Annotated in this window: 24 protein-coding genes; 13 read left to right on the plus strand and 11 right to left on the minus strand. The window is 44.7% G+C overall.

Translation table 11 applies throughout. The features are described 5' to 3' along the window. Positions 1–107: 107 nt before the first annotated feature. Positions 108–1,088: a deoxyhypusine synthase family protein gene (locus IDJ76_RS06915; protein WP_191162105.1), complete on the minus strand. Its 981-nt coding sequence runs from the start codon at positions 1,086–1,088 to the stop codon at positions 108–110. A 110-nt stretch (positions 1,089–1,198) separates the two neighbouring features. On the opposite strand from IDJ76_RS06915, the gene IDJ76_RS06920 reads away from it, so the two are divergent. Continuing rightward, positions 1,199–2,335, plus strand: a complete 1,137-nt coding sequence (locus IDJ76_RS06920) for a BamA/TamA family outer membrane protein (RefSeq protein WP_191162108.1) — start codon at positions 1,199–1,201, stop codon at positions 2,333–2,335. Positions 2,336–2,979: 644 nt separating this feature from the next. Here the strand turns inward: IDJ76_RS06920 and IDJ76_RS06925 are convergent. Further along, complete coding sequence (locus IDJ76_RS06925) at positions 2,980–3,765, minus strand: O-methyltransferase (protein WP_191162110.1); 786 nt, start codon at positions 3,763–3,765, stop codon at positions 2,980–2,982. A 45-nt stretch (positions 3,766–3,810) separates the two neighbouring features. Here IDJ76_RS06925 and IDJ76_RS06930 point away from each other — a divergent pair, with 45 nt between their 5' ends. Continuing rightward, on the plus strand, positions 3,811–4,674 hold the full coding sequence (locus IDJ76_RS06930) for a transglutaminase-like domain-containing protein (RefSeq protein ID WP_191162112.1): 864 nt from the start codon (positions 3,811–3,813) through the stop codon (positions 4,672–4,674). 18 nt (positions 4,675–4,692) lie between these two features. Here IDJ76_RS06930 and IDJ76_RS06935 read toward each other — a convergent pair whose 3' ends face one another. Both IDJ76_RS06935 and prfB read right to left on the minus strand, forming a co-directional pair. Continuing rightward, the gene (locus IDJ76_RS06935) at positions 4,693–5,604 is read right to left on the minus strand and encodes an alpha/beta hydrolase (protein WP_191162114.1); all 912 of its coding nucleotides are present in this window, start codon (positions 5,602–5,604) and stop codon (positions 4,693–4,695) included. Between the two features lie 161 nt (positions 5,605–5,765). Then, positions 5,766–6,858 (minus strand): peptide chain release factor 2 gene (prfB, locus tag IDJ76_RS06940; RefSeq protein ID WP_191162116.1). Its coding sequence is split into 2 segments (ribosomal slippage): positions 5,766–6,797 and positions 6,799–6,858, totalling 1,092 coding nucleotides; the frame shifts between segments, so codons are not numbered across the junction. Between the two features lie 103 nt (positions 6,859–6,961). Between prfB and IDJ76_RS06945 the strand changes: the two genes are divergently transcribed. After that, on the plus strand, positions 6,962–7,546 hold the full coding sequence (locus tag IDJ76_RS06945) for a DUF6992 family protein (protein WP_191162118.1): 585 nt from the start codon (positions 6,962–6,964) through the stop codon (positions 7,544–7,546). 67 nt (positions 7,547–7,613) lie between these two features. Here the strand turns inward: IDJ76_RS06945 and IDJ76_RS06950 are convergent, their stop codons facing one another. Continuing rightward, a complete protein-coding gene (locus tag IDJ76_RS06950) occupies positions 7,614–8,051 on the minus strand; it encodes a hypothetical protein (RefSeq protein ID WP_191162120.1) in 438 nt (145 codons plus the stop codon). Between the two features lie 249 nt (positions 8,052–8,300). Between IDJ76_RS06950 and pgi the strand changes: the two genes are divergently transcribed. The 4 genes from pgi to IDJ76_RS06970 all read left to right on the plus strand — a co-directional run bounded on the left by pgi (position 8,301) and on the right by IDJ76_RS06970 (position 13,539). Further along, complete coding sequence (gene pgi, locus IDJ76_RS06955; protein WP_191162122.1) at positions 8,301–9,947, plus strand: glucose-6-phosphate isomerase; 1,647 nt, start codon at positions 8,301–8,303, stop codon at positions 9,945–9,947. A gap of 200 nt (positions 9,948–10,147) precedes the next feature. Further along, entirely contained in the window at positions 10,148–12,094 is a 1,947-nt protein-coding gene (gene dnaG, locus IDJ76_RS06960; protein ID WP_191162123.1) for a DNA primase, read from the plus strand. Continuing rightward, positions 12,094–12,462 carry a YraN family protein gene (locus IDJ76_RS06965; RefSeq protein WP_191162125.1) on the plus strand — a complete coding sequence of 123 codons (369 nt, stop codon included), beginning with the start codon at positions 12,094–12,096 and terminating at the stop codon, positions 12,460–12,462. Before dnaG ends, IDJ76_RS06965 begins: the two co-directional genes overlap by 1 nt. Before the next feature lie 3 nt (positions 12,463–12,465). After that, entirely contained in the window at positions 12,466–13,539 is a 1,074-nt protein-coding gene (locus tag IDJ76_RS06970) for a glutaminyl-peptide cyclotransferase (protein WP_191162127.1), read from the plus strand. Positions 13,540–13,650: 111 nt separating this feature from the next. Here IDJ76_RS06970 and IDJ76_RS06975 read toward each other — a convergent pair whose 3' ends face one another. Further along, positions 13,651–14,622, minus strand: coding sequence for a GlxA family transcriptional regulator (locus IDJ76_RS06975; RefSeq protein ID WP_191162129.1), 972 nt, complete (start codon positions 14,620–14,622; stop codon positions 13,651–13,653). Positions 14,623–14,756: 134 nt separating this feature from the next. Between IDJ76_RS06975 and IDJ76_RS06980 the strand changes: the two genes are divergently transcribed. Both IDJ76_RS06980 and IDJ76_RS06985 read left to right on the plus strand, forming a co-directional pair. Further along, positions 14,757–15,320: a dihydrofolate reductase family protein gene (locus IDJ76_RS06980; RefSeq protein ID WP_191162131.1), complete on the plus strand. Its 564-nt coding sequence runs from the start codon at positions 14,757–14,759 to the stop codon at positions 15,318–15,320. A 9-nt stretch (positions 15,321–15,329) separates the two neighbouring features. Continuing rightward, positions 15,330–15,902 carry a dihydrofolate reductase family protein gene (locus IDJ76_RS06985; protein ID WP_191162133.1) on the plus strand — a complete coding sequence of 191 codons (573 nt, stop codon included), beginning with the start codon at positions 15,330–15,332 and terminating at the stop codon, positions 15,900–15,902. Here the strand turns inward: IDJ76_RS06985 and IDJ76_RS06990 are convergent. Continuing rightward, the gene (locus IDJ76_RS06990; RefSeq protein ID WP_191162135.1) at positions 15,899–16,801 is read right to left on the minus strand and encodes a DMT family transporter; all 903 of its coding nucleotides are present in this window, start codon (positions 16,799–16,801) and stop codon (positions 15,899–15,901) included. The genes IDJ76_RS06985 and IDJ76_RS06990 overlap by 4 nt on opposite strands. A gap of 139 nt (positions 16,802–16,940) precedes the next feature. On the opposite strand from IDJ76_RS06990, the gene IDJ76_RS06995 reads away from it, so the two are divergent. The 4 genes from IDJ76_RS06995 (at position 16,941) to IDJ76_RS07010 (ending at position 20,078) form a co-directional block, all read left to right on the plus strand. After that, a complete protein-coding gene (locus IDJ76_RS06995; protein ID WP_191162137.1) occupies positions 16,941–17,423 on the plus strand; it encodes a DUF6252 family protein in 483 nt (160 codons plus the stop codon). Positions 17,424–17,531: 108 nt separating this feature from the next. Continuing rightward, a complete protein-coding gene (locus IDJ76_RS07000) occupies positions 17,532–18,014 on the plus strand; it encodes a DUF6252 family protein (protein ID WP_191162139.1) in 483 nt (160 codons plus the stop codon). Positions 18,015–18,093: 79 nt separating this feature from the next. Further along, the gene (gene asnS / locus IDJ76_RS07005) at positions 18,094–19,530 is read left to right on the plus strand and encodes an asparagine--tRNA ligase (protein WP_191162141.1); all 1,437 of its coding nucleotides are present in this window, start codon (positions 18,094–18,096) and stop codon (positions 19,528–19,530) included. A gap of 80 nt (positions 19,531–19,610) precedes the next feature. Then, positions 19,611–20,078 carry an SRPBCC family protein gene (locus IDJ76_RS07010; RefSeq protein WP_191162143.1) on the plus strand — a complete coding sequence of 156 codons (468 nt, stop codon included), beginning with the start codon at positions 19,611–19,613 and terminating at the stop codon, positions 20,076–20,078. Positions 20,079–20,204: 126 nt separating this feature from the next. Here the strand turns inward: IDJ76_RS07010 and IDJ76_RS07015 are convergent, their stop codons facing one another. From IDJ76_RS07015 to secA, 4 genes are all read right to left on the minus strand, one after another. Beyond that, positions 20,205–21,137, minus strand: coding sequence for a hypothetical protein (locus IDJ76_RS07015; RefSeq protein WP_191162145.1), 933 nt, complete (start codon positions 21,135–21,137; stop codon positions 20,205–20,207). Between the two features lie 111 nt (positions 21,138–21,248). Then, positions 21,249–22,433, minus strand: a complete 1,185-nt coding sequence (locus tag IDJ76_RS07020) for a M20 metallopeptidase family protein (protein ID WP_191162147.1) — start codon at positions 22,431–22,433, stop codon at positions 21,249–21,251. Next, positions 22,426–22,890, minus strand: a complete 465-nt coding sequence (locus tag IDJ76_RS07025) for an SPOR domain-containing protein (RefSeq protein ID WP_191162149.1) — start codon at positions 22,888–22,890, stop codon at positions 22,426–22,428. The genes IDJ76_RS07020 and IDJ76_RS07025 overlap by 8 nt, the downstream gene beginning before the upstream one ends. A 160-nt stretch (positions 22,891–23,050) precedes the next feature. Continuing rightward, the gene (secA, locus tag IDJ76_RS07030) at positions 23,051–26,359 is read right to left on the minus strand and encodes a preprotein translocase subunit SecA (RefSeq protein WP_191162151.1); all 3,309 of its coding nucleotides are present in this window, start codon (positions 26,357–26,359) and stop codon (positions 23,051–23,053) included. Positions 26,360–26,485 lie beyond the last annotated feature (126 nt).

Here is a 26,485-nt window from a genome sequence, read left to right on the forward strand (position 1 = left end):
GTTCTAAATTATTGCGAAAAGCCCTTTATTTAGCTATAAAGGGCTTTTTTTAAGAATCTATCCGGTATCTTAAAATCAATTAATAATAAGATACTTTTAAAATTGAATTATTGTTTTAATATCCAGGCAAATATCAATGGCACCACAATGGTAGCATCACTCTCTACAATGAATTTGGGCGTGTGGATATCCAGTTTACCCCAAGTGATCTTTTCATTTGGCACGGCACCCGAGTACGAACCGTATGAAGTGGTAGAGTCGGAGATCTGGCAGAAATAGCTCCAGAAAGGGATTTCGGTCATTTCCATATCCTGATAAAGCATCGGTACCACACATATGGGGAAATCGCCGGCAATACCGCCGCCTATCTGGAAAAAGCCCACGCCCTTACCACCCGAATTTTTAGGGTACCAATCGGCCAGCCAGGTCATATACTCGATACCGCTCTTCATGGTCGATGCTTTTAGCTCGCCCTTGATCACGTATGATGCAAAGATGTTACCCATGGTTGAATCTTCCCATCCCGGAACTACGATAGGCAGGTTCTTTTCGGCAGCCGCTAACATCCATGAGTTTTTAGGGTCTATCTCATAGTATTGCTCCAGCTCGCCGCTTAGTAAGATCTTGTACATGTACTCGTGCGGGAAATAACGCTCGCCGCTATCCTCGGCATCCTTCCAGATCTTGTGGATATGCTTTTGCAGGCGGCGAAAGGCCTCCTCTTCGGGGATGCAGGTATCGGTAACGCGGTTATAGTGGTTCTCTAACAGGTCCCACTCCTCTTGCGGGCTCAGGTCGCGGTAATTGGGTACGCGTTTGTAGTGCGAGTGCGCTACCAGGTTCATGATATCCTCTTCCAGATTGGCGCCGGTACATGATATGATATCTATCTTATCCTGGCGAATCATCTCGGCCAGCGAAATGCCCAGTTCGGCAGTGCTCATGGCACCTGCAAGGGTAACCATCATTTTGCCGCCTTCTGTAAGGTGGGTCTCATAACCTTTTGCCGCATCCAGTAGCGCTGCCGCGTTAAAGTGCAGGTAATTTTTCTCAATGAACTGAGATATAGGGCCTCTTTCTGTGCTCATAGTGTTGTTGTATTGAGGTGCAAAAGTAGGGATTTTGCGCACATCCGAATTTTAAAATCCAAATTCGGTAAACAAATACTTAAAATATACCTTTGACGATCCATAGTCTTATGAAAAAACTTTGCCTCTTCGCCCTTATATCTGCCTTGTCCCTGCCCACCTTTGCACAGCGTAAAATACTGCCGAAGTTTTTATACGATATGTATTTTAGTAAGGATAGCACCAAAAAAGCCAGCTTTGTTTTGCTGCCGGTATTGAGCACCGCGCCCGAAACGGGGCTTGAAATTGGCGGATCGGCCCTGTACTCGTTTTACACCGATACCGTTAGCCGTAACACCCGGGTATCAAACATATTTGCTTATGGGACCATCACCACCAAGGGCCAGAGCCGCATTAACTTAAGTAGCAGCTACTGGGCGCCGCAAAACAAATACCACTACACGGGCAGCGTTGGATACATTAATTTTCCGTTTGATTTTTACGGCGTAGGCAACAATACCCGCAAGGCCGATGCCGACCGGCTGGGCCAGAAACGCGTACGCGTCACCGCCACCGCCGAAAAGAAACTGGGTAACAACATTTATGTAGGATTGGTTGGCGGTGGATACGATTATCGCTTTGACGACCAGAACACCACCGGCATTTTCGCGACCGACCCAACCATTGAAGGCCGCCACGGCGGTACCTTTTTATACATTGGCCCCAGCCTGGTTTTTGACAGCCGCAACAACAATACTTACACCACCAAAGGCATCCATTTTACGAGTTACCTTAACCTGATGAAGGGCGTAAACAGTAACAATGGTTATAGTGGCGGCCTGTTCAATGCCGAATATGCCCAGTACTTTAGGGTGAGCAAACGCTTTGTACTGGCCGTTGATATACAGGAACAAAGCCTGACCGGTAGCCAGTCGCCGTTTTATTTGCTGCCTGCACTGGGGAGTGATGAAATGATGCGGGGCTACTACAACGGCCGTTTCCGCGACCGCAACCTGCTGGCCGGGCAAACCGAACTTCGCTACCGCCTGGCCGACCGCATAGGCATCGTAGGCTTTTTAGGCGCCGGGCAGGTGTTCAACAAAAAGTTTGATCTCAGCGAGTTTAAACCCAACTATGGCGGTGGCCTCCGTTACTTCTTCGATACCGAAAAAGGCCTCAGCATCCGTGTAGACTACGGCGTTGGCGAAAAACGCCCCGGCGAAAGCAGGCAAAGCGGCGTGTATATCGGGTTGGGAGAAGCTTTTTAGTATAAGCGATAACTAATTGTTAATAGTACCGTTACTGGAGATAGCCATAAATATAAACTTTTGAGGATTTATAAATGTAGTTTTTAAGAAGGATGAAATTTTTAACTAAAAAAATTGCGTCAAAAAGGCAATTATTTAATTACATACGGCCTTTCCTATTTATAATTTACATAATCCCCGATGAATAAAATTACTCTTGCTGGTTTGATCCTAACTACCCTGAGCGTTATAATGGTTATTATTGTTGGAATTTTTTATTCCTACAGTGGCCCTGCGTTAAATCCCATAGTTAATGAAGTATTGAGATATTCTTTTCTATTTTGGCTTCCAACTTTACTTATCGGGATTATCTTAATTGGTCCTAAAAAGAGAAACTAAGTTTAGCTCTAACAGTCGCCAGCATAAGGGCTTTTTAGAGATTTTTAGGGATTGTAACGGTGCGGGTGTGCAGATTTCAGATGTGCAGATACGGGTTTTAAATATTTTTTTACTAATATCCGCTGACACTACCATGTCAGTACCCTAATATTCAATAAGCTGAATATCAGATGTTCATGCTTGTTCACGGTGTTCATAAGTGTTCACGTGAACAAAACAGGCCATTTCATCTGCATATTTGCACATCCGAATTCTGCACATCTATCCTAAAATTTGATCTTAAAATCTTCCTTAGCCTGGCCGGGTTTAAAGAAAACCAACCCTATCCAAAACAAGTCGACAGTGGCAATTACCTGCGGGTGGGATTTGATCTGTTCCCAGGCCTCCTTCATGCCATCGCTCCAGTAAATATCATCGAAGATCAGCATGGTATCTTCATGTACCTTAGGCAGGCACCATTCAAAGTATTTAAGGGTGGCGTCGCGCTGATGGTTACCGTCAATGTAAACAAAGTCCAGCTTTTGGTGCTTGTCTAAAACGCCGCCAAGGGTATCATCAAAATTACCCACTACTAAGTCTATATTGGTTAGCCCCGATCTTTTGAAAACATCTGTAGCAACACCGGCAATTTGCGGGCAACCTTCTAAAGTGTAAACTTTGGCGTTTGGTGCGGCATGCTGCAGGTATACAGTGGTGATGCCCAGGCAGGTACCCAGTTCTACGATACTTTTAGGATTGGCGAACTTAGCCAGCCGGTAAAGCAGCTTAGCCAGTTTGGGCGGCTTAAGCGCGTTAATGGTAATGTCGCTTATTTTTTTCTGCCTGTTGTTGTTTACATGCGATCCTGCCCCGAGGTCGGTAACGGAGATAAAGCGGTCGTCAATCAGCAAGTGGTCGCGTTGCGCTTCTACCTTATCGTAAATATCCGAATGTTTATTATCGTATATAACTTCGTCTACCAAACGGTAAATAAATGGTGAATGTAAACCATGACGGTTTTTTGACGTGAACCTATGAAACAGAAAATCCTTAGTGAACGTTAATTTAGACATTGAACGCAAAAATATATAAACCTTTAGTATTTTAGCTGTAGTGATATGATAAATCCCTCAGAAGTACACTCCCTCATCCGCCTTTTAGACGATACAGACACAGAGGTATACGAGCATGTGCATAAAAAGTTGCTTTCTTACGGCACAGAGGCCATACAATATTTGGAATCGGCCTATGAACAGGCCTTTGACAGTGTACTTCAGGAACGCATTCCCAACCTGGTGCACGAGATCCAGTTTGATACCGTAAAAAACGATTTGCAGCTGTGGTACCAAAGTGGTGCGTTCGACTTGCTGCAAGGCATCCTGATCATAAACCGCTACCAATACCCGGATCTGGACGAGCAAAAGGTAATTAACCAGATTGAAGCCATTAAACGCGACCTGTGGCTGCAGATGATGAACGAGGCCAGCCCGGTTGAACAGATTAAGCTGATGAACCACGTGTTTTATGCCATACATGGTTTTACCGGCAATACCACCAACCACCGCGACCCGCAGAACAGTTACCTAAGCCAGGTACTGGACACTAAACGCGGCAACCAAATCTCGCTGGCCATTATTTATTCTATTATTTGCCAAAAGCTGGATATCCCGGTGTATGGGGTAAACCTGCCGCAACATTTTATTTTAGCTTACCTTGACGAGAGCCGCGAAACCGAGCTTGAAGGTGGCATCCTGTTTTACATCAATGCTTTTAACAAAGGCCTCATTTTTGGCCGTCGGGATGTGGATATGTTTTTGAAGCAATTGAACTTAAAGTACGATAAGCAGTTTTACGAACCCTGCGCCAATGCAGATATCATTAAACGTGTTTTACGCAACCTGATAAGCGCTTATGAACACCTGGGGTCGTCAGAAAAGGTTGATGAACTGAACGAACTGTTGTTGATTTTAGGGACTAACTAAGGGGATCGAAAACAGCCTCTATTTCATTAACCAACCATTAGCATCCATCCAGGCTGCCATCCAATCAAACCAAAGTGCTTTGGTGGTAGCGTTCTTCATACCGAAACCGTGCCCCCCTTCCGGAAAAAGGTGCATCTCGGTTTTTACTTTTGCATTTAATAACGATTGATAGAGTTGCAGGCTATTCTCTACAGGTACTACCGTGTCATCTTCGGCATGTACGATAAAGGTTGGCGGGGTGTTGGCGGTTACTTGCTTCTCGTTAGAATACAAGTCGATCATTTGCTGTGATGGATTTTTGCCTAAGAGTGCTTCTTTAGATCCCTGGTGCGTTTTTTCGCCCATGGTTACTACCGGGTACAGCAGCACTATAAAATCGGGCCGAACGCTGATATTTGCTTTATTATCGATCAGTACTTTATCAAAATGCGTACCCTCGGTACTGGCTAAGTGCCCACCTGCCGAAAAGCCCATAATGCCTATTTTGTTTGGGTTGATGCCCCATTTCGCGGCATCCTGCCGCACCATTTGTATGGCGCGCTGTGCATCCTGTAGCGGGCCGATCGTTTTATCAATCATAATACTATCACTGGGCAAGCGGTATTTTAAAACAAATGCTGCCACCCCTATTTTATTAAATGCTTTGGCAACGGTAAACCCCTCATGTTCGGATGCTAAACCACTGTAACCGCCGCCCGGGCAAATAACTACAGCTGCCCCGTTAGCATTCTCTTTGGCGGGTAAATAAGGCGTGAGCGTTGGTATGGTAACTTTGGTGATCCAAAATGTGCTGTTGGTTTGCTCTTTATACGTAGCAGGCGTAGGTTTTGAATTAGGCACACCACCAGGATATAACAGCAAGGGTTTCTCCTGAGCAAAAGTTAGTGAAGTAGCAAGTATCAAGATAAGGGTATATAAAATAAATTTCATAAAAGGTTGCAATTGGTTGAGCAAGGTACAATTTCCCTAATAAAAAAACGATGCCGTGGTTTGCAGCATCGTTTTAAAATCTATAATTATTGTTAAATATCTCGATAGAAACCGATCTGTTTTATGAGAGATAATGCAATAAATACAACACAAGTTTTACCCTAACTCTTCGGCCCGCCAAATTCCATCAGGTAAGATTTCAGGAACTCGTCCAGGTCGCCATCTAAAACAGCGGCAGCGTTCGAGGTTTCATGATCTGTACGCAAATCTTTTACCAGCTTATAGGGGTGCAGCACATAGTTACGGATCTGCGAACCCCACTCTATCTTCTTTTTATTACCTTCCACCGCACTTGAGGCTTCGGCGCGCTTGCGCATTTCTGCTTCATACAATTGCGACTTTAGTAACCGGATCGCATTCTCCTTATTCTGTAATTGCGAGCGCGACTCCTGGTTTTTGATGATAATGCCCGATGGTTTGTGATATAAACGCACAGCGGTTTCTACCTTGTTGACATTCTGGCCACCGGCACCACCGGCACGGAAGGTCTCAAATTCAATATCGGCATCCTTCACCTCAATATCAATCGTATCATCTACCAGCGGGTAAACATATACCGAAGCAAACGAGGTATGGCGTTTGGCATTGGAATCGAACGGCGAAATCCGCACCAAACGGTGTACCCCGTTTTCGCCCTTGAGGTAACCGTAGGCAAACTCGCCCTCTATTTGCAGGGTAACAGTTTTTACCCCGGCAACATCGCCTTCCTGGTAATCCTGCTCAGATACCTTGTGCCCGTTTTTTTCGGCCCACATAATGTACATGCGCATCAGCATACCGGCCCAGTCGCAACTTTCCGTACCACCTGCTCCCGCTGTTATTTGTAATACGGCGTTAAACTGGTCTTCTTCCGCACTCAGCATATTCTTAAACTCCAACTCCTCCACAACAGTTATTGCCTGCTTGTAGTGGTCGTTCATTTCCGCTTCGGTAGCATCGCCTGCCTGGAAAAATTCCATCAGTACGCCTGTATCCTCCACTACCGATACAACCTTTTGGAAGGCATCGGTCCATACTTTTTTTGTTTTGATAGAAGCTAATACTTTCTCGGCTTCTTTAGGATGGTCCCAAAAATTAGGGCCTATGGTTATCTCCTGCTCCTTTTGCATCGCATCGAGTTTCGTATCGATGTCAAAGATGCCTCCTCAGGGACGTTACTCTGTCCCTTAAATCCTGGATGTTCTCTTTAGTCATGTGGCAAATATATAAAATTGAAATAACGTTAAAGTTGAGTAGGGCTACAACTTTATTACGCCCTCATGCGTATCTTTAAATAACTTGTAAAAAAACATAACTAATGAAAAAAGCACTTACCCTCCTACTTCTATTTTGCTGCTGCACGGCCTTCGCGCAAGATAGCTTGCAGTACTACAATCAAAAACGTTACACCACAACTACCAGCGGCATGAAGGTACTGGGAAGCTGGGGCATAGCTAACGTAGCCGTTGGGGCAACGGGCTGGGCAACTACCAATGGCTCAACCAAATACTTTTACCAGATGAATACGATATGGGGTGCGGTTAATGTTGGCGCAGCTATTTTGGGCTATACCGGCGCGCAAAAAACTAAAGGCGACAAATTATCGGCGGCCGAAAGTTTAACAGCCCAAAAGAAAATAGAGCGGATCTTCCTGATCAACGGCGTATTGGATGTGGCTTATGTTGCAACAGGTGTTTACGTGAATCATCGTGGCAATATAAAAGATGATGATAAGCTTAAAGGCTATGGCTCGTCGGTAATTATGCAGGGTGCGTTTTTACTTTTGTTTGATAGCATTATGTACGGCACGCACAAAAGCAATGGCAATAAACTTCGGAATTTCCTTGCAAAAAACCCGGTAACCTTTAATGGTAGCAGCGTGGGGATGCTCATAAAGTTGTAGTAACAAAGAAGGTTGCAAGGAATACACCCTTACAACCTTTTAAACTTTTGTAACTCTATTAACTTAACTAAGCTATTTTCAGTTGATTCAATAACAAGCTGATGTCGCCGATGTTGCCGTTAAGTTTCGATATAATGGCGCTTAAGGCAAATTCTTTATTTTGCTCGCCTTTTGATTGTTTAATCATTTCCTGCATTACAGGCGGGATCAGTTTTTTAGATACTTCCATGGCGTCTTTCGAATCTATACCATAAAAGTTATTCAGCTTATTGGCGAATTTATTAACCGCGCTGGTGATGAGCGGGTTTTCAAAAATACCGGTGAATTGGAAGTACTTTACCAGGTCGCGCAGTTTACCACCTTCAACCTGGCCTTTTAACACTTCAATTATCGAGCTTGAGGCATCGTTCAGTACGGCTTCACGATGTTTTTCGGCAATTGCAGGGTTATTCATTACGGCCTCTCCGGCGTTATTTTTTACAAGCAAAAAAAGTTTCTCAAACATAATTTTATGTGTTAAAAGTAGATTATGAAATTGATAATATAATTGGCGTTATTTACCAACACGACAAATATATCGATTATTGGTTTAAATATTAAAAAAATAAAAGTAAATCTGTTAGTAAAATGACAATCTGATTGGTGTAAAACAAACACTATCCTGCGGTGTTAAAACAACACTATGTCGTCATTATTTCACATTTAATTTATCGCTAAAAATTAACTTGCTACTTTTACATTAAACCCATCAACTATGTTGCCAAATATCGATTTCACCAGCACCCAGTCGTACAAATATTTAACCGATCATTACCTCGATATCCTGACCAAAAACCTGAAGGATCTTTTTGCGGCTGACAGTCAGCGTTTTGAAAAATTCTCTTTACATTTTGAAGATATCCTGCTGGATTATTCTAAAAACCGCATAGATGAAGAGACCATAGCACTTTTGATACAATTAGCGTGCGAGTGTGGTGTAAATAAGGCAATTGAAGCGATGTTTAGCGGCGACCGCATAAACGTAACAGAAGATAGGCCCGTGCTGCACATCGCTTTGCGTAACCGTGCAAACACACCAATTTTAGTTGACGGCAAAGATGTGATGCCAGATGTGAACGCGGTGTTGCAGCACATGAAAGAGTTTAGCGAAGCCATTATCTCTGGCAGTTGGAAGGGTTACACCGGCAAACCAATCACCGATGTGGTTAATATCGGCATCGGCGGATCTGACCTGGGCCCGGTAATGGTGACCGAAGCATTAAAGGCTTACAAGAACCACCTGACCATGCACTTTGTATCTAATGTGGATGGTACCCATATAGCCGAAACCTTGAAAGACCTTGATGCAGAAACAACACTGTTCCTGATCGCATCTAAAACCTTTACCACGCAAGAAACAATGGGTAATGCCCATAGTGCACGCGACTGGTTTATCGAGAAAGGTGGCAAAGATGAGGACGTGGCTAAACATTTCGCGGCTTTGTCTACCAATAGCGAAGGGGTCGAAAAGTTCGGCATCGATACTAAAAACATGTTTGAGTTTTGGGATTGGGTTGGCGGCCGTTACTCGTTATGGAGCGCCATCGGCCTTTCTATAGCGCTGAGTGTTGGCTTTGATAATTTTGAGGAACTATTGAGCGGTGCCCACGCTATGGACAACCACTTTAAAACGGCTGAATTAGAAGAAAACCTCCCGGTTGCTTTGGCATTGGTTGGCATTTGGCATAATAACTTTTTTGAGGCTGAAACACAGGCGATATTGCCTTACGACCAGTATATGCACCGTTTTGCAGCCTACTTCCAACAGGGAGATATGGAAAGCAACGGTAAACATGTTGACCGTAACGGCAAACATGTTGATTACCAAACCGGCCCGGTTATCTGGGGCGAACCCGGCACCAATGGGCAGCACGCATTTTACCAATTGATACACCAGGGTACTAAATTGATCCCTTGCGATTTTATAGCACCGGCACAATCGCATAACCCCCTGGGCGAGCACCATAATATGCTGCTCTCTAACTTTTTTGCCCAAACGGAAGCTTTAATGAATGGCAAAACCGAAGAGGAAGTTATTGCCGAGCTGAAAAAAGCAGGTAAATCTGAAGAAAAGATTGGCCAGATAGTACCATTTAAGGTATTTGAAGGTAACCGCCCAACTAACTCTATCCTAATTAAAAAGATCACCCCATACTCTTTAGGCAGTTTAATAGCCATGTATGAACACAAGATATTTGTACAAGGCATTATCTGGAATATTTACAGCTTTGACCAATGGGGTGTTGAACTGGGCAAACAACTGGCCGGCAAGATCCTCCCCGAGCTGAAAGACGACGTAGAAGTAACCTCGCACGATTCATCAACCAACGGGTTGATCAATCAATATAAAGCCTGGCGGTAAAGCTATATTATCCGTTACCCGTTGGTTAACCGGCGCGTAACGGATATATATTCCCATTTATTTTAGTCTATTAAAGGCGTAGCCGCGCCTCTTCTGTTATGGGTTTTACATCTGCCCATATCAACCATCGCGATAATTTTATATATTTAAATAAGATTAGCCGATAACGATTACTTTTGTACCCGCACTTATTTTAGCTCATGATCACCAAGCCCACCATCGACCGTATAATGGAAGCCACAGATATTGTGGAGGTGATTGGCGAGTTTGTACAGCTAAAAAAAAGGGGGGCTAACTATATCGGTTTATCCCCCTTTGCTAATGAGCGCACCCCATCGTTCACGGTATCGCCCGCTAAAGGGATCTTTAAAGATTTCTCGACCGGCAAGGGCGGCAGTGCCATCACTTTTTTGATGGAACTGGAAAAATTCACCTACCCCGAAGCCTTAAAATGGCTGGCTAAAAAATACAGCATCGAGGTAGAGGAAACGGTTGAATCGTCTGAACATAAAGAGGAAGACCAACGCCGGGAAAGTTTGATGATTGTAAGCAGCTATGCTGCCAAATACTTCCATGAAACCATGCTGACTACAGACGAAGGGCAGAACATCGGCCTGAGTTATTTTAAAGAGCGTGGCTTTAATGCTGATACCATTAAAAAATTCGAGTTGGGATACTCGCCCGATCAATGGGAAGCCTTTACCGGCGAGGCTTTAAAACAAGGCTACCAGGAAGAATTTTTAGTAACCAGCGGCTTATCTGTTAAGCGCGATAACGGCTCGCTTTATGACCGCTACCGCGGCCGGGTCATGTTCCCTATCCATAGTTTTACGGGCAGGGTGATAGCCTTTGGCGGCCGTACGCTCAAAACGGATAAAGCTGTACCCAAATATGTCAACTCGCCCGAGTCGGAGATCTACCATAAATCAAACGTACTATACGGCTTATACTTTGCCAAGAAAGCCATTCGCGAGCAGGATAACTGCTACCTGGTAGAGGGTTATGCCGATGTGCTCTCTGTTCACCAGGCGGGGATAGAAAACGTGGTCGCATCGTCGGGTACCTCTTTAACGTCCGAACAGGTGAGGCTGATAGGCCGGCTCACAAAAAATATTACCATCCTTTATGATGGCGATGCGGCGGGCATTAAGGCATCGCTCCGCGGGCTCGACCTGATCCTGGAAGAAGGCCTCAACGTAAAAGTGGTACTGTTCCCGGATGGGCACGACCCTGATTCATACGTGCAGAAATTCGGCACCGCGGCTTTCAAAAAACATGTAGACGATAGCAAAAAAGATTTTATCCTTTTCAAAACCGATATCCTGTTAAAGGAAGCCGGTAAAGACCCTATCCGCCGGTCGGAGGTGATCAGGGAGATCGTAGAAAGTATTGCCAAGATCCCTGACTCGATCAAGGCATCGGTGTTTATCAAAGAGTGCAGCTACATTTTACAGATAGATGAACGCGCCCTGCTTACCGAGCTGAACAAGATGCGCCAGGCGAAAGCCAAAAAAGATTACCAAAGCAGTCAAAATAGCCGCAGGCCATCGGCAGCAGAGCCATCGCCGGAAGACCTGTTATTTTTTGATGAACCGCAGGTAACGCAACCGGTAACCAAAGATGAGTCGTCACAAGAGAAGGAGATCGTTCGGCTGCTGTTGCTTTATGGCAACAAAATGATAGATTGGGATGGCATCGCCAATACCTATATCGGCCCTTTTATGATTGCCGAATTGAGTGACGTGGAATTTGCCGATGAAACGTGCAGGCAATTCATAGAAATCTATCGCGCCGAGGTGGAGAACGGCGTGCTACCCGAGGAGCAGCACTTTATTCATTATAAAGATAAAAATATCGTCGACCTGGTAGTGACTTTACTGGCGACCAAATACTTCCTGAGCGAAAACTGGTACGAGATGCACAAGATAATGGTGCCCGATGAGCAGGCCAACATGAAGGCGACTATCCTGGGAGCGATATTCCATCTTAAAAAGCAAAAGGTAGGCAAGATATTGGAAAACCTGCGAAAGGAACTGCAAACCACCCCTGCCGAGGCCGACCAGGAAATACTGCTGAACCAATACATGCACATGAAAAAGGTAGAGAAAACCATTTCTGATTACTTAGGCTCGGTTATTTTAAAATAATGGCAACCCATAACGACCTGGGCCGGCAAGGCGAAGCATTAGCCAAAGCGCACCTGGAAGCTAACGGGTACGAGATCATGGACGAGAACTGGGTTTTCGGTAAGGCGGAAATCGACCTGATCGCTTACAAAGCAGGCGTTATTATCTTTACCGAAGTAAAGGCCCGAACCGGCAACGGCTTTGGTGAGCCCGAGGATTTTGTTGATGCCCGCAAACAAAAACTACTGGTGCAGGCAGCCGACGAATATATTTATGTAATGAACCACCAGGGCGATGTGCGCTTTGATATAATATCCGTACTTTTTGACCGTAATAGTAACTATAAACTCAAACACATTGAAGATGCCTTTTGGCCTTCAGCCTTATAAACCATGAATAAACGCATAGCTTTTTTTGCCCTGATTGCCGCTTTAGCATACGGCTGTACCAATAACGATAAAACTGCAGGCGATATCACCATCAGTCCGGATGCCGGGACTTCCTATAAATCGGGAGATGTGATCGCTGCCAAAGTAAATCTGCCAGGCGACATTAAACCCGATTCGGTAGTTTACCTCTTGGATTCTACCCGCGTAGGTTCGGCAAAAGATTCATCAGTGGTAAAGATCAAAACCGATAGCCTGGGTTTAGGCGCAAGGGTGATCACCGCAAAGGTTTACCAGGGTGGCAAAAGTACAGATGTAACAACAAACGTAGTATTGCTTTCTGCCAAAGCACCTGAGGAACTGAGCTATACAGTAGAAAAAACCTTCCCGCACGATACGGCGAGTTATACCGAGGGCTTACAATATGCCGACGGGGTAATATATGAAAGCGACGGTGGAGTGTCCGCTTCACCAGAAGGCAGATCGAGCCTGCGGAAGGCTGACCTGAACACCGGCAAGGTGCTTAAAATAAGGGATGGCGACCCAAAGATCTTTTCGGAAGGCCTGTCCGTTGTAGGCGACAAGATCGTACAGCTTACCTGGACAGAAAAGATTGGCTATGTGTACGACAAGAAAACTTTCGAGATCATCAACAAATTTAATAATAACGTAGGTGTTGAAGGCTGGGGCCTTTGCTTTGACGGCACTAAACTTTATATGGATGACAGCACCAACCGCATCTGGTTCCTGGATAAAGACAAGTTTAATGCTACAGGCTTTATTGATGTTTATGATGATAAAGGGCCAATAAACAAGCTGAACGAAATGGAATACATTAACGGTTTAATTTATGCAAACGTTTATGAAACCGATGATATTGTGGTAATTAACCCCAAGACAGGTTCGGTGTTGCAACGCATCAACATGGCTAACATTTACCCGCTAAATACCCGCCCTGCAGGCTTTGACAACGACAACAACGTGCTTAACGGTATTGCTTACGATAAAGCCACCAGCCGCATTTTTGTAACCGGCAAAAAATGGCCAAAAATGTACCAGGTAAAGTTTGTAAAGAAATAATAACCGTGATGAAGCGGATTTGTAGGATTTAGGGATTTTACCTTGTATCATTCAACGCCAACTTGCGCTCGTATTTGACGAGTGCTTAATTTAGTTAAGCGTTATAAACATCTATGCAGCCTTGTTATACTTATTCCGATACTCTACCGGTGATAGCCCGGTAATCTTTTTAAACACCGTGCGGAAGGCTTTGGTATCGGTGTAGCCAACATTATACATCACTTCATTAACATTTCTTCGACCGGTTTCCAATTGCTTTTTAGCGGCCTCTATCTTCACGCGCTGAATGTACTCTACCGGGGTATTATTAGTGGCCTTTTTAAAGCGGCGTTCAAAATGCCGTTTGCCAATAGCATATTTAAAGGCCAGGTCTTCAACCGATATGCGCCCGGCAATATTGGCCTCTATAAACTCCTGGGCTTTTTTGATCGGTTCGTCCTCATGGGTTTTTTGCCCGTTAAACATAATAAACGGCGACTGGCTCTTCCTGTCAATCTCCAGCGCGAAAACTTTTGCTGCCATGATAGACATATCCCTGCCGGCGTACTTCTCTACCAGATACAGTAGCAAATTCCAGTAAGATGTTGCGCCGCCGCTGCTGTATAACCCCTGCTGCTCGGTAACTATCCGGTCATCTACCAGTGTAACTTCGGGGAACATATCTCGAAATTGTTCGGCAAAGCGCCAGTGGGTGGAGCATTCCTTACCATTTAGTAAGCCGGTGGCAGCTAACAGGAATGCCCCCACGCAAAGGCTCGCTACTTCGGCACCCTGGTGATGCTGTGTGGTAATCCACGGGATAAATTCCTTGTTCTTTTCAATTGCCGATGTCATTTCACCCCCCATCGCAGGCACAATGATCAGATCTGTTTGGGGTACATTACCAATCACCTCATCAGTGTGTACCGAGAATAGCCCGGCATGCAGCTTTATATCTTTAGTCAATCCAACCAATTGCACTTTAAAAAGCGGTGGCTTACCTGCGGCTTCTAAAAATTCATTTACGCCGGTAAACATAATACGCGGATCGGCAATACTGGCCAGAACCGCATCGTTGGTGATCAGGATAGATACATGCTTCATATGGTGAGGGTTAATTAGCTAAGTAAATTTAGGCAAGTATAAAGTCGTAAACAACCCCTTATTAATCCTTTTTGCACCATTAAAGAGTTGCGCGGCTATTTTACATTTGTATCAGCAATAAAAAATAACGCCCGATGAGAAAAGTAAAATTACAAATGCAGGTAAGCCTTGATGGTTTTGTAGCAGGCCCAAATAACGAAATGGATTGGATGACCTGGAACTGGGACGATAAACTGAAGGCCTACGTGCAGGAAATAACAGCGCCCGTTGATACTATTATATTAGGCCGTGTGCTGGCCGAAGGCTTTATCCCCGTTTGGAAGGAACGCTCAAAGGAAGCAGATGCCGATGCCTTTACCCACAAAATGGTAAACGACCCTAAGGTTGTATTTACCAAAACGCTTACAGATAGCCCCTGGGAAAATACCACGCTTGCTGCTAACATTGTTGAAGAGGTTATGAAGCTTAAAGACCAACCCGGTGGCGACATTGTAGTTTATGGCGGCGCGTGTTTGGCATCGGCTATGATTAAAAATAACCTGATAGATGAGTATCATATTTTTGTGAACCCGGTAATCATTGGTAAGGGCAAACCTATTTTTGCAGATCTGGATAGCAAACTAAACTTAAAACTGGTTAGGGCCTCGCCGTTTGATTGTGGTATCACCGTTTTATGCTACACACCGGCAAACGGGTAAACAAACGATATGCGCAGGTTGATCGTATCAATAAATGTAACCCTCAATGGCATGATGGCGGGACCTCATGGCGAGATGGACTGGCATATGCCGTATTGGGACGACGAAATGAGTCACCATGCCGCCGAGCAGTTAGGCAGCGCCGACACCTTGTTACTGGGACGGATAACTTACCAGGGAATGGCGGCCTATTGGCATGGCAAACCAGCTTATTTTGGCGCGCGGGCAGATATCGATTATGCCGAAATGATGAACAGTCATCACAAGGTGGTGTTCTCTAAATCGCTTATACAGCTAAACGGATGGCACAACTCCCGGCTGGCAGTAAATACATTGGCACATGAGGTTAAAGCGCTAAAGCAATTGCCCGGTAAAGACATTTTAGTTTACGGCAGCGGTAAATTGGTAATGGCCCTTATACAGCGTAACTTAGTAGATGAGTACCGGTTATGGGTTTACCCTGTGGTATTGAACAATGGGCGGCTATTATTTAAAGGGTTACAAAAACGTGTAGGATTAAAACCTGCGCAAGTAAAGGTATTTGGTAATGGGGTGGTTATACTGAGCTACGAATTAACTTAAGGCTTTGGTTCGTTTAATCTTACCTTCATGCTTCTTATTGGTCTTCCCGAGCGATTTTTCAAAAACGTGACCGCTATTCCTGCAAGCACGATTACGCTGCCGATGATCTCATTAGCTTCCAGCCGCTCGGTTAGCAGCAACGCTGCCAGTATCCCGGCAAATACCGTTTGGCTTAATAACGCGATAGATACTTTGGTGCTTTCCAGGTATCGTAAAGAATGGTTGATGGTTAACCAGCCCGTTAACTGGCAAAGCAACCCCATGCCTGTAAAACACCACCAAACCCGCATCGAAAAGTGGATAATGTCATTACCGGACGCAAGGCTTACCAGCAGCATAAAAACCGAAGCACTTAGCATACTGTAAAACATAAAGGTAAATACATCTATCCCGGCCATGGCGTTCTTGGTGATCATGATATAGCTGGCGTAAAAAAAGCTTGCCAGTACCGCCAGCAAGATCCCGGCATTAAACTGCAAATGCAAAATATTTTGATACCCCACCAGCACCATCATCCCGGCCAGGGCTACGCCGGTACCTATCCAGAATAATTTACCGCTTTTCTTTTTAAGGATCAGATAACTCATCAGCCCCACCCAAACCGGTGCAAGGTTCGCTATCAGGGTTGATACTGTTGCGCTGATCTTGAGTAACGACATGTTCCAAACCGCTATATCTACGCCAAACACTATCCCGGCTATAACAGCAACAATCAGTTGACTCCGATTGATCCTCAACTTATTTTTGATGATACAAAACGGCAGCAGGCAAATCCATGCCACAAACACACGGTAAAATGCAGCCCCTAAGGGTGAAGTACCCGCAAGCTTAACAAAAATGGGCGAAAACGAGATACAAAGGATCCCGATCACGAGGCTAAGCTTTGGGTTTAACGGCATAGGGCAAACTTACATTTTATCCGCTTAGGATCAATCAGCCAAGTTGGAATAGCGCTGTCCTGATTAATCTTTACGATATTTTTTAGATATCGTTGTATCGTTAGTTAAAATCCTTTCGTAAAGTATAAAAAGTACTATTATGAAAAAACTAACCTTACTTATTTTGGCAGCGGCACCCTTGCTGCTTACGGCCTGTTTAAAAGAAAACAATAATTGCTGTGATGTTTACTACGATCCCTATTTTGTTGCGGAAAGAAACGGAACAAACGTTATAGCTGCGCCCGGCTCGGCTAAGGTGGGCACCGACACGATATCTATTTTTGGCGTAAGCAACCAGGCCGGTGTGCGCATGCGGTTTAAGTTTAACGGCAAAGGCATTTACCAATTATCGGGCAACCAATCAAAATATTACCAGGTAATAGGCAGCGATACTGTTAGCCGTTATAATTTAGGCGTTGCTGCCGGCAGTTCGGTAGAAGTCACTGCATACGACTCAACCAACCGCATTATAGGGGGCAAATTCACGCTCAATATGAAACGCACCTTCCCGGTAACGTCAAGCGTTTACCCTGATAGCGTTAAATTTACCAAAGGACAATTTGTTATTGCACTGCCACGTTAATTCTTTAAAGCATAAGGCCGGTAGCTCACCTGCCTTATGCTAATTATTTTATGCGATGAGTAGCGTTCATCAAGCTTTGCACGTATTGCTAAGAAACACCCGGATCTGATGAAAAAATTACTAATAGCCGCTGTAATAATGTTCGCAGCAATTAGCTTTTCGTGTAAAAAAAATGATGCCAATTGCTGTATACCACCTTATCAACCCTTTACAACTGCCGAAAAAAATGGCGCAAAATGGGATGCCGCTGTCAGCGCCTCTAAATTCAAAGGGGATTCTGTTGCTATTGTTGGTGCTCAAACCGAAGAACGATTGATCATGCAGATAAAGTTCAACGGCAAAGGCTTATATAATTTAACCGGTAACCAAGCTTTATTTTTTACCACTGTAGGGCAGGATGTTATAACCAGTTTCTACAACGTAGATAACTCCACGGTTAGCACATTGGAAATTACCGACTACAATAATGCCAAAGGGACCATAACCGGGACTTACTATGTCGCGCTAAAAAAAGAGCCCAACCGGTATGTTGGTGCCCCGGAAACTATCCGCTTTTTAAAGGGCAGGTTTACTACTTATCTGAAGAACTAACAGCCACTTATCAAAGTATCTATTACGGCTCAAAGGTTTTGGCAAATAATTGTATTTTTGCCGCTCAAATGTTATTGATATGAGCCAGCGAATTAAAATTAAGGCATTATTAGAAAGCGGCCGCACCAGCGGCGATATTTTAGTAAAAGGATGGGTGCGTGCATTTCGCCAAAATCGTTTTATTGCTTTAAACGATGGCTCAACAAACAGCAACCTACAAATCGTTGTCGATTTTGAAAACACCGACCCTGCCCTGCTTAAGCGGATTACCTTTGGAGCCGCGGTAAGTATTACCGGTACTTTAGCCCCGTCACTAGGCCAGGGCCAGAGTGTTGAGGTTATTGCAACCCAGATAGAAGTATTGGGCGATTGCAACCCCGATGAGTTCCCGTTGCAGCCAAAAAAACAATCATTAGAGTTTTTACGCGAAAACGCCCACCTGCGTTTCCGTACTAATACATTCGGCGCCATATTCCGTGTGCGTAATACGCTGTCGTTCGCGGTGCACCAGTTTTTCCAGGAGAAAGGCTTTGTTTACCTGCACACCCCAATCATCACCCAATCTGATGCAGAAGGCGCTGGCGAAGCATTCCACGTGACCAACTTTGATTTTGAGAAGATCCCCCGCACCGATACAGGCGAGGTAGATTATAAGCAGGATTTCTTTGGCCGATCAACCAACCTGACTGTTTCCGGCCAGTTAGAGGGCGAACTGGGCGCTATGGCTTTGAGCGATATTTACACGTTCGGCCCAACCTTCCGTGCAGAAAACTCTAACACTACCCGCCACTTAGCCGAGTTTTGGATGATTGAGCCCGAAATGGCTTTTTACGATCTGAACGACAACGCTAACCTGGCCGAGGAGTTATTGAAATATGTGATCAACTATGCGCTGGACAAAAACAAAGAAGACCTTGAATTTTTAAACCAGCGTTTGCAGGAAGAAGAAAAACAGAAGCCACAGAACGAACGTGCTGAACTGAGCCTGTTAGAGAAACTGCAGTTTTGTTTAGATAATGAATTTGAACGCCTTACCTACACAGAGGCGATAGAGATATTGAGAAATTCGACACCGAACAAAAAGAAAAAGTTTGTCTACCCTGTCGAGGGTTGGGGTACCGACCTGCAATCGGAGCATGAGCGTTACCTGGTAGAGAAACACTTTAAGAAACCCGTTATTTTAACGGATTACCCTAAAGAGATCAAATCTTTTTACATGCGCCAAAACGACGACGGTAAAACCGTTGCCGCAATGGATATCCTTTTCCCGGGTATTGGCGAGATCATTGGCGGTTCGCAGCGTGAAGAGCGTTTAGATAAGCTGGAAACGCGTATGGACGAGATAGGCATCCCTAAAGATGAACTTTGGTGGTACCTGGATACCCGCCGCTTTGGCGCGTGCCCGCATGCAGGTTTTGGTTTGGGCTTTGAGCGTTTAGTATTGTTTGTAACCGGTATGGGCAACATCAGGGATGTGATCCCTTTCCCGAGGTTCCCGAAGAACGCGGAATTTTAGACCGCTGATTTAAATGATTTCTTGATTACGCTGATTTAAACTTTAAGCAAGTCAAGAAGCGTCTTTTAAAGCTACTTGAGATGCCGTCGATAATATTGACAACTTACATCAATGCTTCTGTTGAACTGTGCTTTGATATTGCCAGAAGCATTGATGTGCACATAGCGTCAACTAAACATACCGGCGAACGGGCTATTGCCGGTCGGACAAGCGGTTTAATTGAACTGGGTGAAACCGTAACATGGCGGGCCAAGCATTTCGGCATATGGCAAAATCTTACTTCCAAAATCACTGACTTTGATAAACCCCGATTTTTTGCGGACGAGATGGTAGCGGGTGCGTTTAAAAGCTTTAGACATGAGCATCATTTTCGATCGGATGGTAGACGCACAATAATGAGTGATGTATTTGTTTTTGAATCGCCGCTTGGGTTTTTAGGTAGAGCTGCTAATTGGCTATTCTTGACAAATTACATGACCCGATTATTGGAAAAACGCAATTCAGTAATAAAAGAAGTGGCGGAGCAAAACGCTGTCGCATTTTTCTAATCCACCAATCTTTAAAAATTGAAAATGGGTTTACAAAGGTTTACACATTTTCAATAAAAAATCAGTTAAAATATTGATAATCAATTTTTTGTGAAAAAGGTGGGTTTACACGATTTGTCGCGTTGTTCACTCCTTTTTGTAGTCCTTATGCACGATCAGGAAACTGGCCCGTTCTTCTTTATGGAAGGGAATGTCCCAGTTGCCCTGGTAGGTGATCTTGATGGGTAATAGTTCGCCGTTAAAATTATTGAGCTCGATATTCATCTGCACATCAAAGTCAAACAGCATATTGCTGTACTTCATATCCACATAGCGGCCCAGAATCTGAAAAGTGCGCGCGTCGAAAATAGTGGTCAGTTCCTTAATCATCACATCCCCGTCAGCAGTACTTGGCTTTTTGATCACCTTAAAACGATATACGGGGATGCTATCCACATACGTACCGCGGGCAAACTCATACCGGTAAAACTGCCGCATATCCGGGCCAAAGATCTCTGTTTTGCTGCTTAGAAATGGGATGCCGCTTATTTTACGGCCGGGGGTAAAAATCAGTTGTTTGAGCTTGGCTTTATAACTCTCATTCTTACCCTTCGAATCGCCCGGCAGGGCATCGCCCTTCACAAAATCAGAATTGTAGGCATTCATGAAAATATAGTCGAACATCTCAACTGTATATAGCTGATATTTACCGTTCTTTTTATAAACGGTACCTGTATCTTGTTTAGCCACATAGGTTATTTTATGTGCACCCTTTTCGTTACTGTGGATGAGTTTACGATAAACCTTACCATTTACCTTATTCTTTTTATCGTAAGTAAAAATGCGATTTTCGGCAGTGAATGTATACCGCTTCATGTTCTGAAACGCTTTATAAAAGCTGGTGTCGGCCACCACGGCGTCAATAAAATCCTGCGCGTTTAACTTGTGTGACCTGATGTTGGCCACTGGCGTGTCTATCGTTATCGTACGGATCGTATCCGGGTTATAGCGCTGAATCTGCTGGGCTTTTAAGCTGAAAGCGAAAAGGAGAAAACCGAAAGCAAGAAGTATTTTTTTCATTTGTTATAATAACATCGTGTCATTGCGAGCGCAGCGTGACAATCGCACGCATTGCAGATCGGCCCTTTAGAGTTTGCGATTGCTTCGGTCTTCGCACTGGCACCTAATTCGTTAATTCCCCAGCTGTTTAATGGCCAGGTAGGCCATCAGTCCTGTACTTATTTTAAAGGCGTCCTCTTCTACATCAAAGGTTGGCGTATGTACCGATGAGGTAATGCCCCTTGCCTCGTTACGGGTACCCAGGCGATAAAAACAGCTATCAGCTACTTGCGAGTAGTAAGCAAAATCTTCAGCCGCCATCCATATATCAAGGTCGAGTACATTCTCTTTACCCAGGTAATCTTCCGCATGGCTGCGGGTTGCATTGGTCAACACCTCCTCATTGATCAGGAAAGGATAACCATGCATAATATTAAAATCGCAGCTGCCGCCCATACTTTCAGCAATGCCTTCGGCCATTTTTTTCATCTTGATATGGGCCTCGTTGCGCCATTTCTCGTCCATCGTACGGAAGGTGCCTTCCAGGTAAACCTCATTTGGGATCACATTAGTAGCACCATTGGCAATTACTTTACCGAATGAAAGTACCGATGGGCTCTTAGGGTCGGCAAAGCGGCTTACTACCTGTTGTAAGGCAGTTAAGATATGCGCCATGATAATCACCGGGTCCACATTTTGCTGCGGTTGTGCACCATGCCCGCCTTTACCCTTTATGGTAACATATAATTCATCTGTCGACGCCATATACTTACCCGCGCGGAAACCTACCTTACCCGCCTCTATCAATGGCATCACATGCTGGCCCAATACGGCATTAGGTTTAGGGTTTTCTAAGACTCCCTCTTTTATCATCAGGCTGGCACCACCGGGCAGTTTTTCTTCCGCCGGTTGAAAGATCAGTTTGATTGTCCCGCCAAATTCACTTTTTAGCTCGGTTAAGATCTTAGCGGTACCCAAGAGTGAAGAAGTATGCGCATCGTGTCCGCAAGCATGCATTACACCCGCGTTTTGGCTTTTGTAAGGTACGTCATTAGCTTCCAGTATCGGCAAGGCGTCCATATCTGCGCGTAGCGCTACTACCTTGTCAGACGTTTTATCGCCCTTTATCAGAGCCACCAAACCCGTGTCGGCCATTTTATGGTATTCGATGCCCAGTTCGGTAAGTTTTTGCGCCACAAAAACCGAGGTGTTTACCTCATGAAAAGAAAGCTCGGGGTTGGCATGTAAGTGCCTGCGGTTTGCTACAACATCATTAAAAATATCTGCCGATAGCTGCTGGATCTTTTCTTTAATCATTACTGATAACCGTTTTTGGTGGATTTATTTTTTCTGAGATGATGAACATGGCCGAAAAAGTTCCGTTAAGCTGGTTCTTCATCCGCTCGGCCTCGATGCGGGTGCGAAAATCGCCCGCACGTACCTTAAAGTTAGGCTCGTGATAAATGATGTAGGTACGCATCTCCGGGAACTCGCTGTTAAACCTGGCCTGCGCATTAAAAGCGGCGGTACGCTTACTGCCGCTATAAATTTGCACTCTATAGCCGTATGATGACGTATACAAACCGCTGCTGTTGCGGCCGGTATTAAGCATAGCACGTTTAGATAACAGCGTGTCAAACAAAGGTTCGCGTATTACCTGTACGTTGCCCCGGGTTTGGCCAAAGGTTATTGTCGATGAAAACAGTAAAAGACAAAAAAAGCAATATCTGAACAGGGCCGGTTTAGCTTTTTGATCAAATATTGCTTTTTTCATTTGTGTATTCAATTTTGTAGTAAACGCCATTGCGAGATACGAAGCAATCTCCCGCATGGCGTATCGGCTATGCATAATTTTGAGATTGCTTCGTACCTCGCAATGACGCGTGGGTTTTATTCTTACCCCTCTCCTTAACTGGAGGGTTGGATGATGTACCTTAATTCTGTCCCTGCCCGTGGCAGCTTTTGTATTTTTTACCACTACCGCAAGGGCATGGGTCGTTCCTGCCTATTTTTTGTTCCACCTTTACGGGTGTTGGTTTTTGCATTTCACGGGTATCTTCCATCGGCATGCCATTACCTTCGCTTACCAATTCAGGTTTTGAAGTACGCATGTTCTTCAGATCCAGCTTAGGCTGCGGTTTGGCCTCGCGCACCTCTTCCGGTTCCTGTTGTACAGCGATACCACCTCGGAAAAGGAAGCTTACCAACTCTTTATTTACGTTAGCCAGCATCGAGCGGAACAATTCAAAGGCCTCGAACTTATAAACCAATAAAGGGTCTTTTTGTTCATAAACGGCATTCTGTACTGATTGCTTTAATTCGTCCATCTCGCGCAGGTGCTCTTTCCAGGCATCATCTATCAGGGAAAGGGTTACGTTTTTCTCAAAAGATTTAAATACCTCTAAACCATGATTATCAACCGCCTTTTTCAACGGAACGGCTACCTGCATACCATGCACGCCATCAGTAAACGGAACAACAATGTTCTCGACATACTGGCCGCGGGTATCATATACATCTTTTAATACCGGGTAAGCCTGCTCTGCAATTGCTTCGGCTTTGCGTTTATAAAACTCCATCACTTCGGCAAAGGTTTTGTCAACCAAACCGTTCATGTTAGTAGAGCCAAAGGCAGCCTCATCTGTACTGATGTCTACAGAGAATAAACGGATCATCTCCAGTCTTAAGCCTTCATAATTGTTGGCTTCCTTGTATTCGGTAACCACATCTTCAATAACATCAAAAATGGTGTTACTCAAATCAACATCCAAACGCTCGCCAAACAAGGCATTCTTACGTTTCGCGTAGATAACGGTACGCTGTGAGTTCATCACATCATCATACTCCAGCAAACGTTTACGAATACCGAAGTTATTTTCTTCTACCTTCTTCTGCGCACGCTCGATAGATTTGGAGATCATAGAGTGCTGAATAACCTCACCCTCTTCGATTCCCATACGTACCATCAGGTTACTGATACGCTCAGATCCGAATAAACGCATCAGGTTATCCTCTAACGATACAAAGAACTGTGATGACCCCGGGTCGCCCTGGCGGCCTGCACGGCCACGCAACTGCCTGTCTACGCGGCGCGATTCGTGGCGCTCGGTACCAACAATGGCCAAACCACCCGATGCTTGTACCCCCGCTCCTAATTTTATATCCGTACCACGGCCTGCCATGTTGGTGGCAATGGTTACGGTGCCTGCCTGCCCTGCTTCGGCAACAATGTCTGCCTCCTTTTGGTGCATTTTAGCATTCAGTACATTGTGTTTGATGCCGCGCAGTTTTAGCATACGGCTCAATAATTCCGATATCTCTACCGAGGTAGTACCCACAAGTACCGGGCGGCCGGCCTGTGTTAGTTTTACGATCTCCTCTGCAACGGCATTATATTTTTCGCGAACAGTACGGTAAACCAAATCCTGCCTGTCGTCGCGGCTGATGTTCGTATTGGTTGGTATCTCTACCACATCCAGTTTATAGATCTCCCAGAACTCACCTGCTTCGGTGACGGCTGTACCGGTCATCCCACAAAGCTTGTGATACATCCTGAAATAGTTTTGCAGGGTAATGGTGGCAAAAGTTTGCGTAGCATCCTCTACCTTTACATTTTCTTTAGCCTCGATAGCCTGGTGTAACCCATCAGAGTAACGGCGGCCATCTAACACACGGCCGGTTTGCTCATCAACTATCTTCACTTTTCCGTCGTCGAGAATATACTCTGTATCTTTTTCAAACAAGGTATAGGCCTTTAGCAATTGGTTAACCGAGTGGATCCGCTCAGACTTGATTGAGAAATCGCGCATTAACTCATCTTTCCGGGCAATTTTATCTTCTGCGGATAGCGTTGATTTTTCAATTTCAGAGATTTCCGTACCAACATCTGGCATTAAAAAGAAACCTGGATCCTCACCGGATGAGGTGATCAGCTCGATACCTTTTTCAGATAGTTCAACCTGGTTATTTTTTTCGTCAATAATAAAGAACAATTCAGAATCTACCTTAGGCATCTCTTTGCCCTGATCCTGCATATAATAATTCTCTGTTTTTTGCAGTATGGTACGGTTTGATCCTTCACTCAAAAATTTAATCAGTGCTTTGTTTTTAGGTAAGGCACGGTGGGCACGTAAAAGGGCTAAACCGCCCTCGTCAATTCCCGATTTGCCATCATTAATCGCCTTTTTCGCTTCGTTTAACGCCGAATTTGCAAAAGTTTTTTGCGCGTTAACCAAGCGCTCAATGCGTGGTTTTAACTCATAAAACTCATGCTCGTCGCCACGCGGTATCGGGCCTGATATAATTAAAGGCGTACGGGCGTCATCGATCAAAACCGAATCGACCTCATCCACCATCGCATAATGTAACTTGCGCTGCACCAATTCTTCTGGGCTGCGTGTCATATTGTCACGCAGGTAATCAAAACCAAACTCATTATTGGTACCAAAAGTAATATCGGCTAAGTAAGCAGCACGACGTTCTTCAGAATTTGGCTCGTGCCTGTCAATACAATCAACAGAAAGGCCATGAAATTCATACAACGGGCCCATCCACTCGCTATCGCGGCGTGCCAGATAATCATTCACGGTTACTATGTGTACACCCTGGCCTGCAAGTGCATTAAGGTAGGCAGGCAGCGTAGCCACCAATGTTTTACCCTCGCCCGTTGCCATTTCAGATATTTTACCCTGGTGTAATACGGCACCACCAATTAGCTGTACATCATAATGCACCATATTCCAGGTAACCTCGTTACCGGCTGCTAACCAGGTCGTATGGTGAACTGCCTGGTCGCCTTTGATAACCACATTGCCTTTTTTGGCGGCAAGTTCACGGTCAAACGGTGTAGCGGTAACTTCGATAGTTTTGTTACCTGCAAAGCGGCGCGCGGTTTCTTTAACCACGGCAAAGGCTTCGGGCAGTATGTTCTTTAAAATCTCTTCAAGCTCCTTATTACGGTCTTTCTCCAATTTATCTAACTGGGTGTACAGATCAACCTTTTCGGCAACATCCATATCCAACTCGTTCTCGGTGCGGTCTTTAATCGCTTGTATCTCGCTATCGATACCCTCCAGGCCGGTAGCAATGGTTTCCTTAAAACTAATGGTTTTAGCCCGCAACTCATCATTACTAAGCTGGTCGAGTTTGGCAAATGCAGCCTTTATATTTTCAACTAATGGCAAAATGCCCTTAACGTCACGTTCTGATTTGCTTCCGAAAAGCTTACTAAAAAAGTCTAACATAATATATTTATATAACCCTCTGAACTCAACAATTGCGCCACTGCAATTTTAAAGTCATATTGGCAGGCAAAGATAGGATTAATGTGCAAATATGCGGGTGTGCAGATGTGCAAATGATGTTTAATT

Origin of the sequence: Mucilaginibacter glaciei (assembly GCF_014773245.1) — a bacterium.
GTDB classification, from domain to species: domain Bacteria; phylum Bacteroidota; class Bacteroidia; order Sphingobacteriales; family Sphingobacteriaceae; genus Mucilaginibacter; species Mucilaginibacter glaciei.

Excerpts from the sequence above, each read along its gene's own strand:
- IDJ76_RS07025 (WP_191162149.1), bottom strand. The coding sequence starts at position 22,890 with ATGAAAAAAGCAATATTTGATCAAAAAGCTAAACCGGCCCTGTTCAGA.
- IDJ76_RS06995 (WP_191162137.1), top strand. The coding sequence starts at position 16,941 with ATGAAAAAACTAACCTTACTTATTTTGGCAGCGGCACCCTTGCTGCTT.
- dnaG (WP_191162123.1), top strand. The coding sequence starts at position 10,148 with ATGATCACCAAGCCCACCATCGACCGTATAATGGAAGCCACAGATATT.
- asnS (WP_191162141.1), top strand. The coding sequence starts at position 18,094 with ATGAGCCAGCGAATTAAAATTAAGGCATTATTAGAAAGCGGCCGCACC.
- IDJ76_RS07020 (WP_191162147.1), bottom strand. The coding sequence starts at position 22,433 with ATGATTAAAGAAAAGATCCAGCAGCTATCGGCAGATATTTTTAATGAT.
- IDJ76_RS06920 (WP_191162108.1), top strand. The coding sequence starts at position 1,199 with ATGAAAAAACTTTGCCTCTTCGCCCTTATATCTGCCTTGTCCCTGCCC.
- IDJ76_RS07000 (WP_191162139.1), top strand. The coding sequence starts at position 17,532 with ATGAAAAAATTACTAATAGCCGCTGTAATAATGTTCGCAGCAATTAGC.
- IDJ76_RS06965 (WP_191162125.1), top strand. The coding sequence starts at position 12,094 with ATGGCAACCCATAACGACCTGGGCCGGCAAGGCGAAGCATTAGCCAAA.
- IDJ76_RS07010 (WP_191162143.1), top strand. The coding sequence starts at position 19,611 with ATGCCGTCGATAATATTGACAACTTACATCAATGCTTCTGTTGAACTG.
- IDJ76_RS06985 (WP_191162133.1), top strand. The coding sequence starts at position 15,330 with ATGCGCAGGTTGATCGTATCAATAAATGTAACCCTCAATGGCATGATG.
- IDJ76_RS06990 (WP_191162135.1), bottom strand. The coding sequence starts at position 16,801 with ATGCCGTTAAACCCAAAGCTTAGCCTCGTGATCGGGATCCTTTGTATC.
- secA (WP_191162151.1), bottom strand. The coding sequence starts at position 26,359 with ATGTTAGACTTTTTTAGTAAGCTTTTCGGAAGCAAATCAGAACGTGAC.
- IDJ76_RS06915 (WP_191162105.1), bottom strand. The coding sequence starts at position 1,088 with ATGAGCACAGAAAGAGGCCCTATATCTCAGTTCATTGAGAAAAATTAC.
- IDJ76_RS06925 (WP_191162110.1), bottom strand. The coding sequence starts at position 3,765 with ATGTCTAAATTAACGTTCACTAAGGATTTTCTGTTTCATAGGTTCACG.
- IDJ76_RS06970 (WP_191162127.1), top strand. The coding sequence starts at position 12,466 with ATGAATAAACGCATAGCTTTTTTTGCCCTGATTGCCGCTTTAGCATAC.
- IDJ76_RS06930 (WP_191162112.1), top strand. The coding sequence starts at position 3,811 with ATGATAAATCCCTCAGAAGTACACTCCCTCATCCGCCTTTTAGACGAT.
- IDJ76_RS06950 (WP_191162120.1), bottom strand. The coding sequence starts at position 8,051 with ATGTTTGAGAAACTTTTTTTGCTTGTAAAAAATAACGCCGGAGAGGCC.
- IDJ76_RS06935 (WP_191162114.1), bottom strand. The coding sequence starts at position 5,604 with ATGAAATTTATTTTATATACCCTTATCTTGATACTTGCTACTTCACTA.
- IDJ76_RS06980 (WP_191162131.1), top strand. The coding sequence starts at position 14,757 with ATGAGAAAAGTAAAATTACAAATGCAGGTAAGCCTTGATGGTTTTGTA.
- IDJ76_RS06975 (WP_191162129.1), bottom strand. The coding sequence starts at position 14,622 with ATGAAGCATGTATCTATCCTGATCACCAACGATGCGGTTCTGGCCAGT.
- pgi (WP_191162122.1), top strand. The coding sequence starts at position 8,301 with ATGTTGCCAAATATCGATTTCACCAGCACCCAGTCGTACAAATATTTA.
- IDJ76_RS06945 (WP_191162118.1), top strand. The coding sequence starts at position 6,962 with ATGAAAAAAGCACTTACCCTCCTACTTCTATTTTGCTGCTGCACGGCC.
- IDJ76_RS07015 (WP_191162145.1), bottom strand. The coding sequence starts at position 21,137 with ATGAAAAAAATACTTCTTGCTTTCGGTTTTCTCCTTTTCGCTTTCAGC.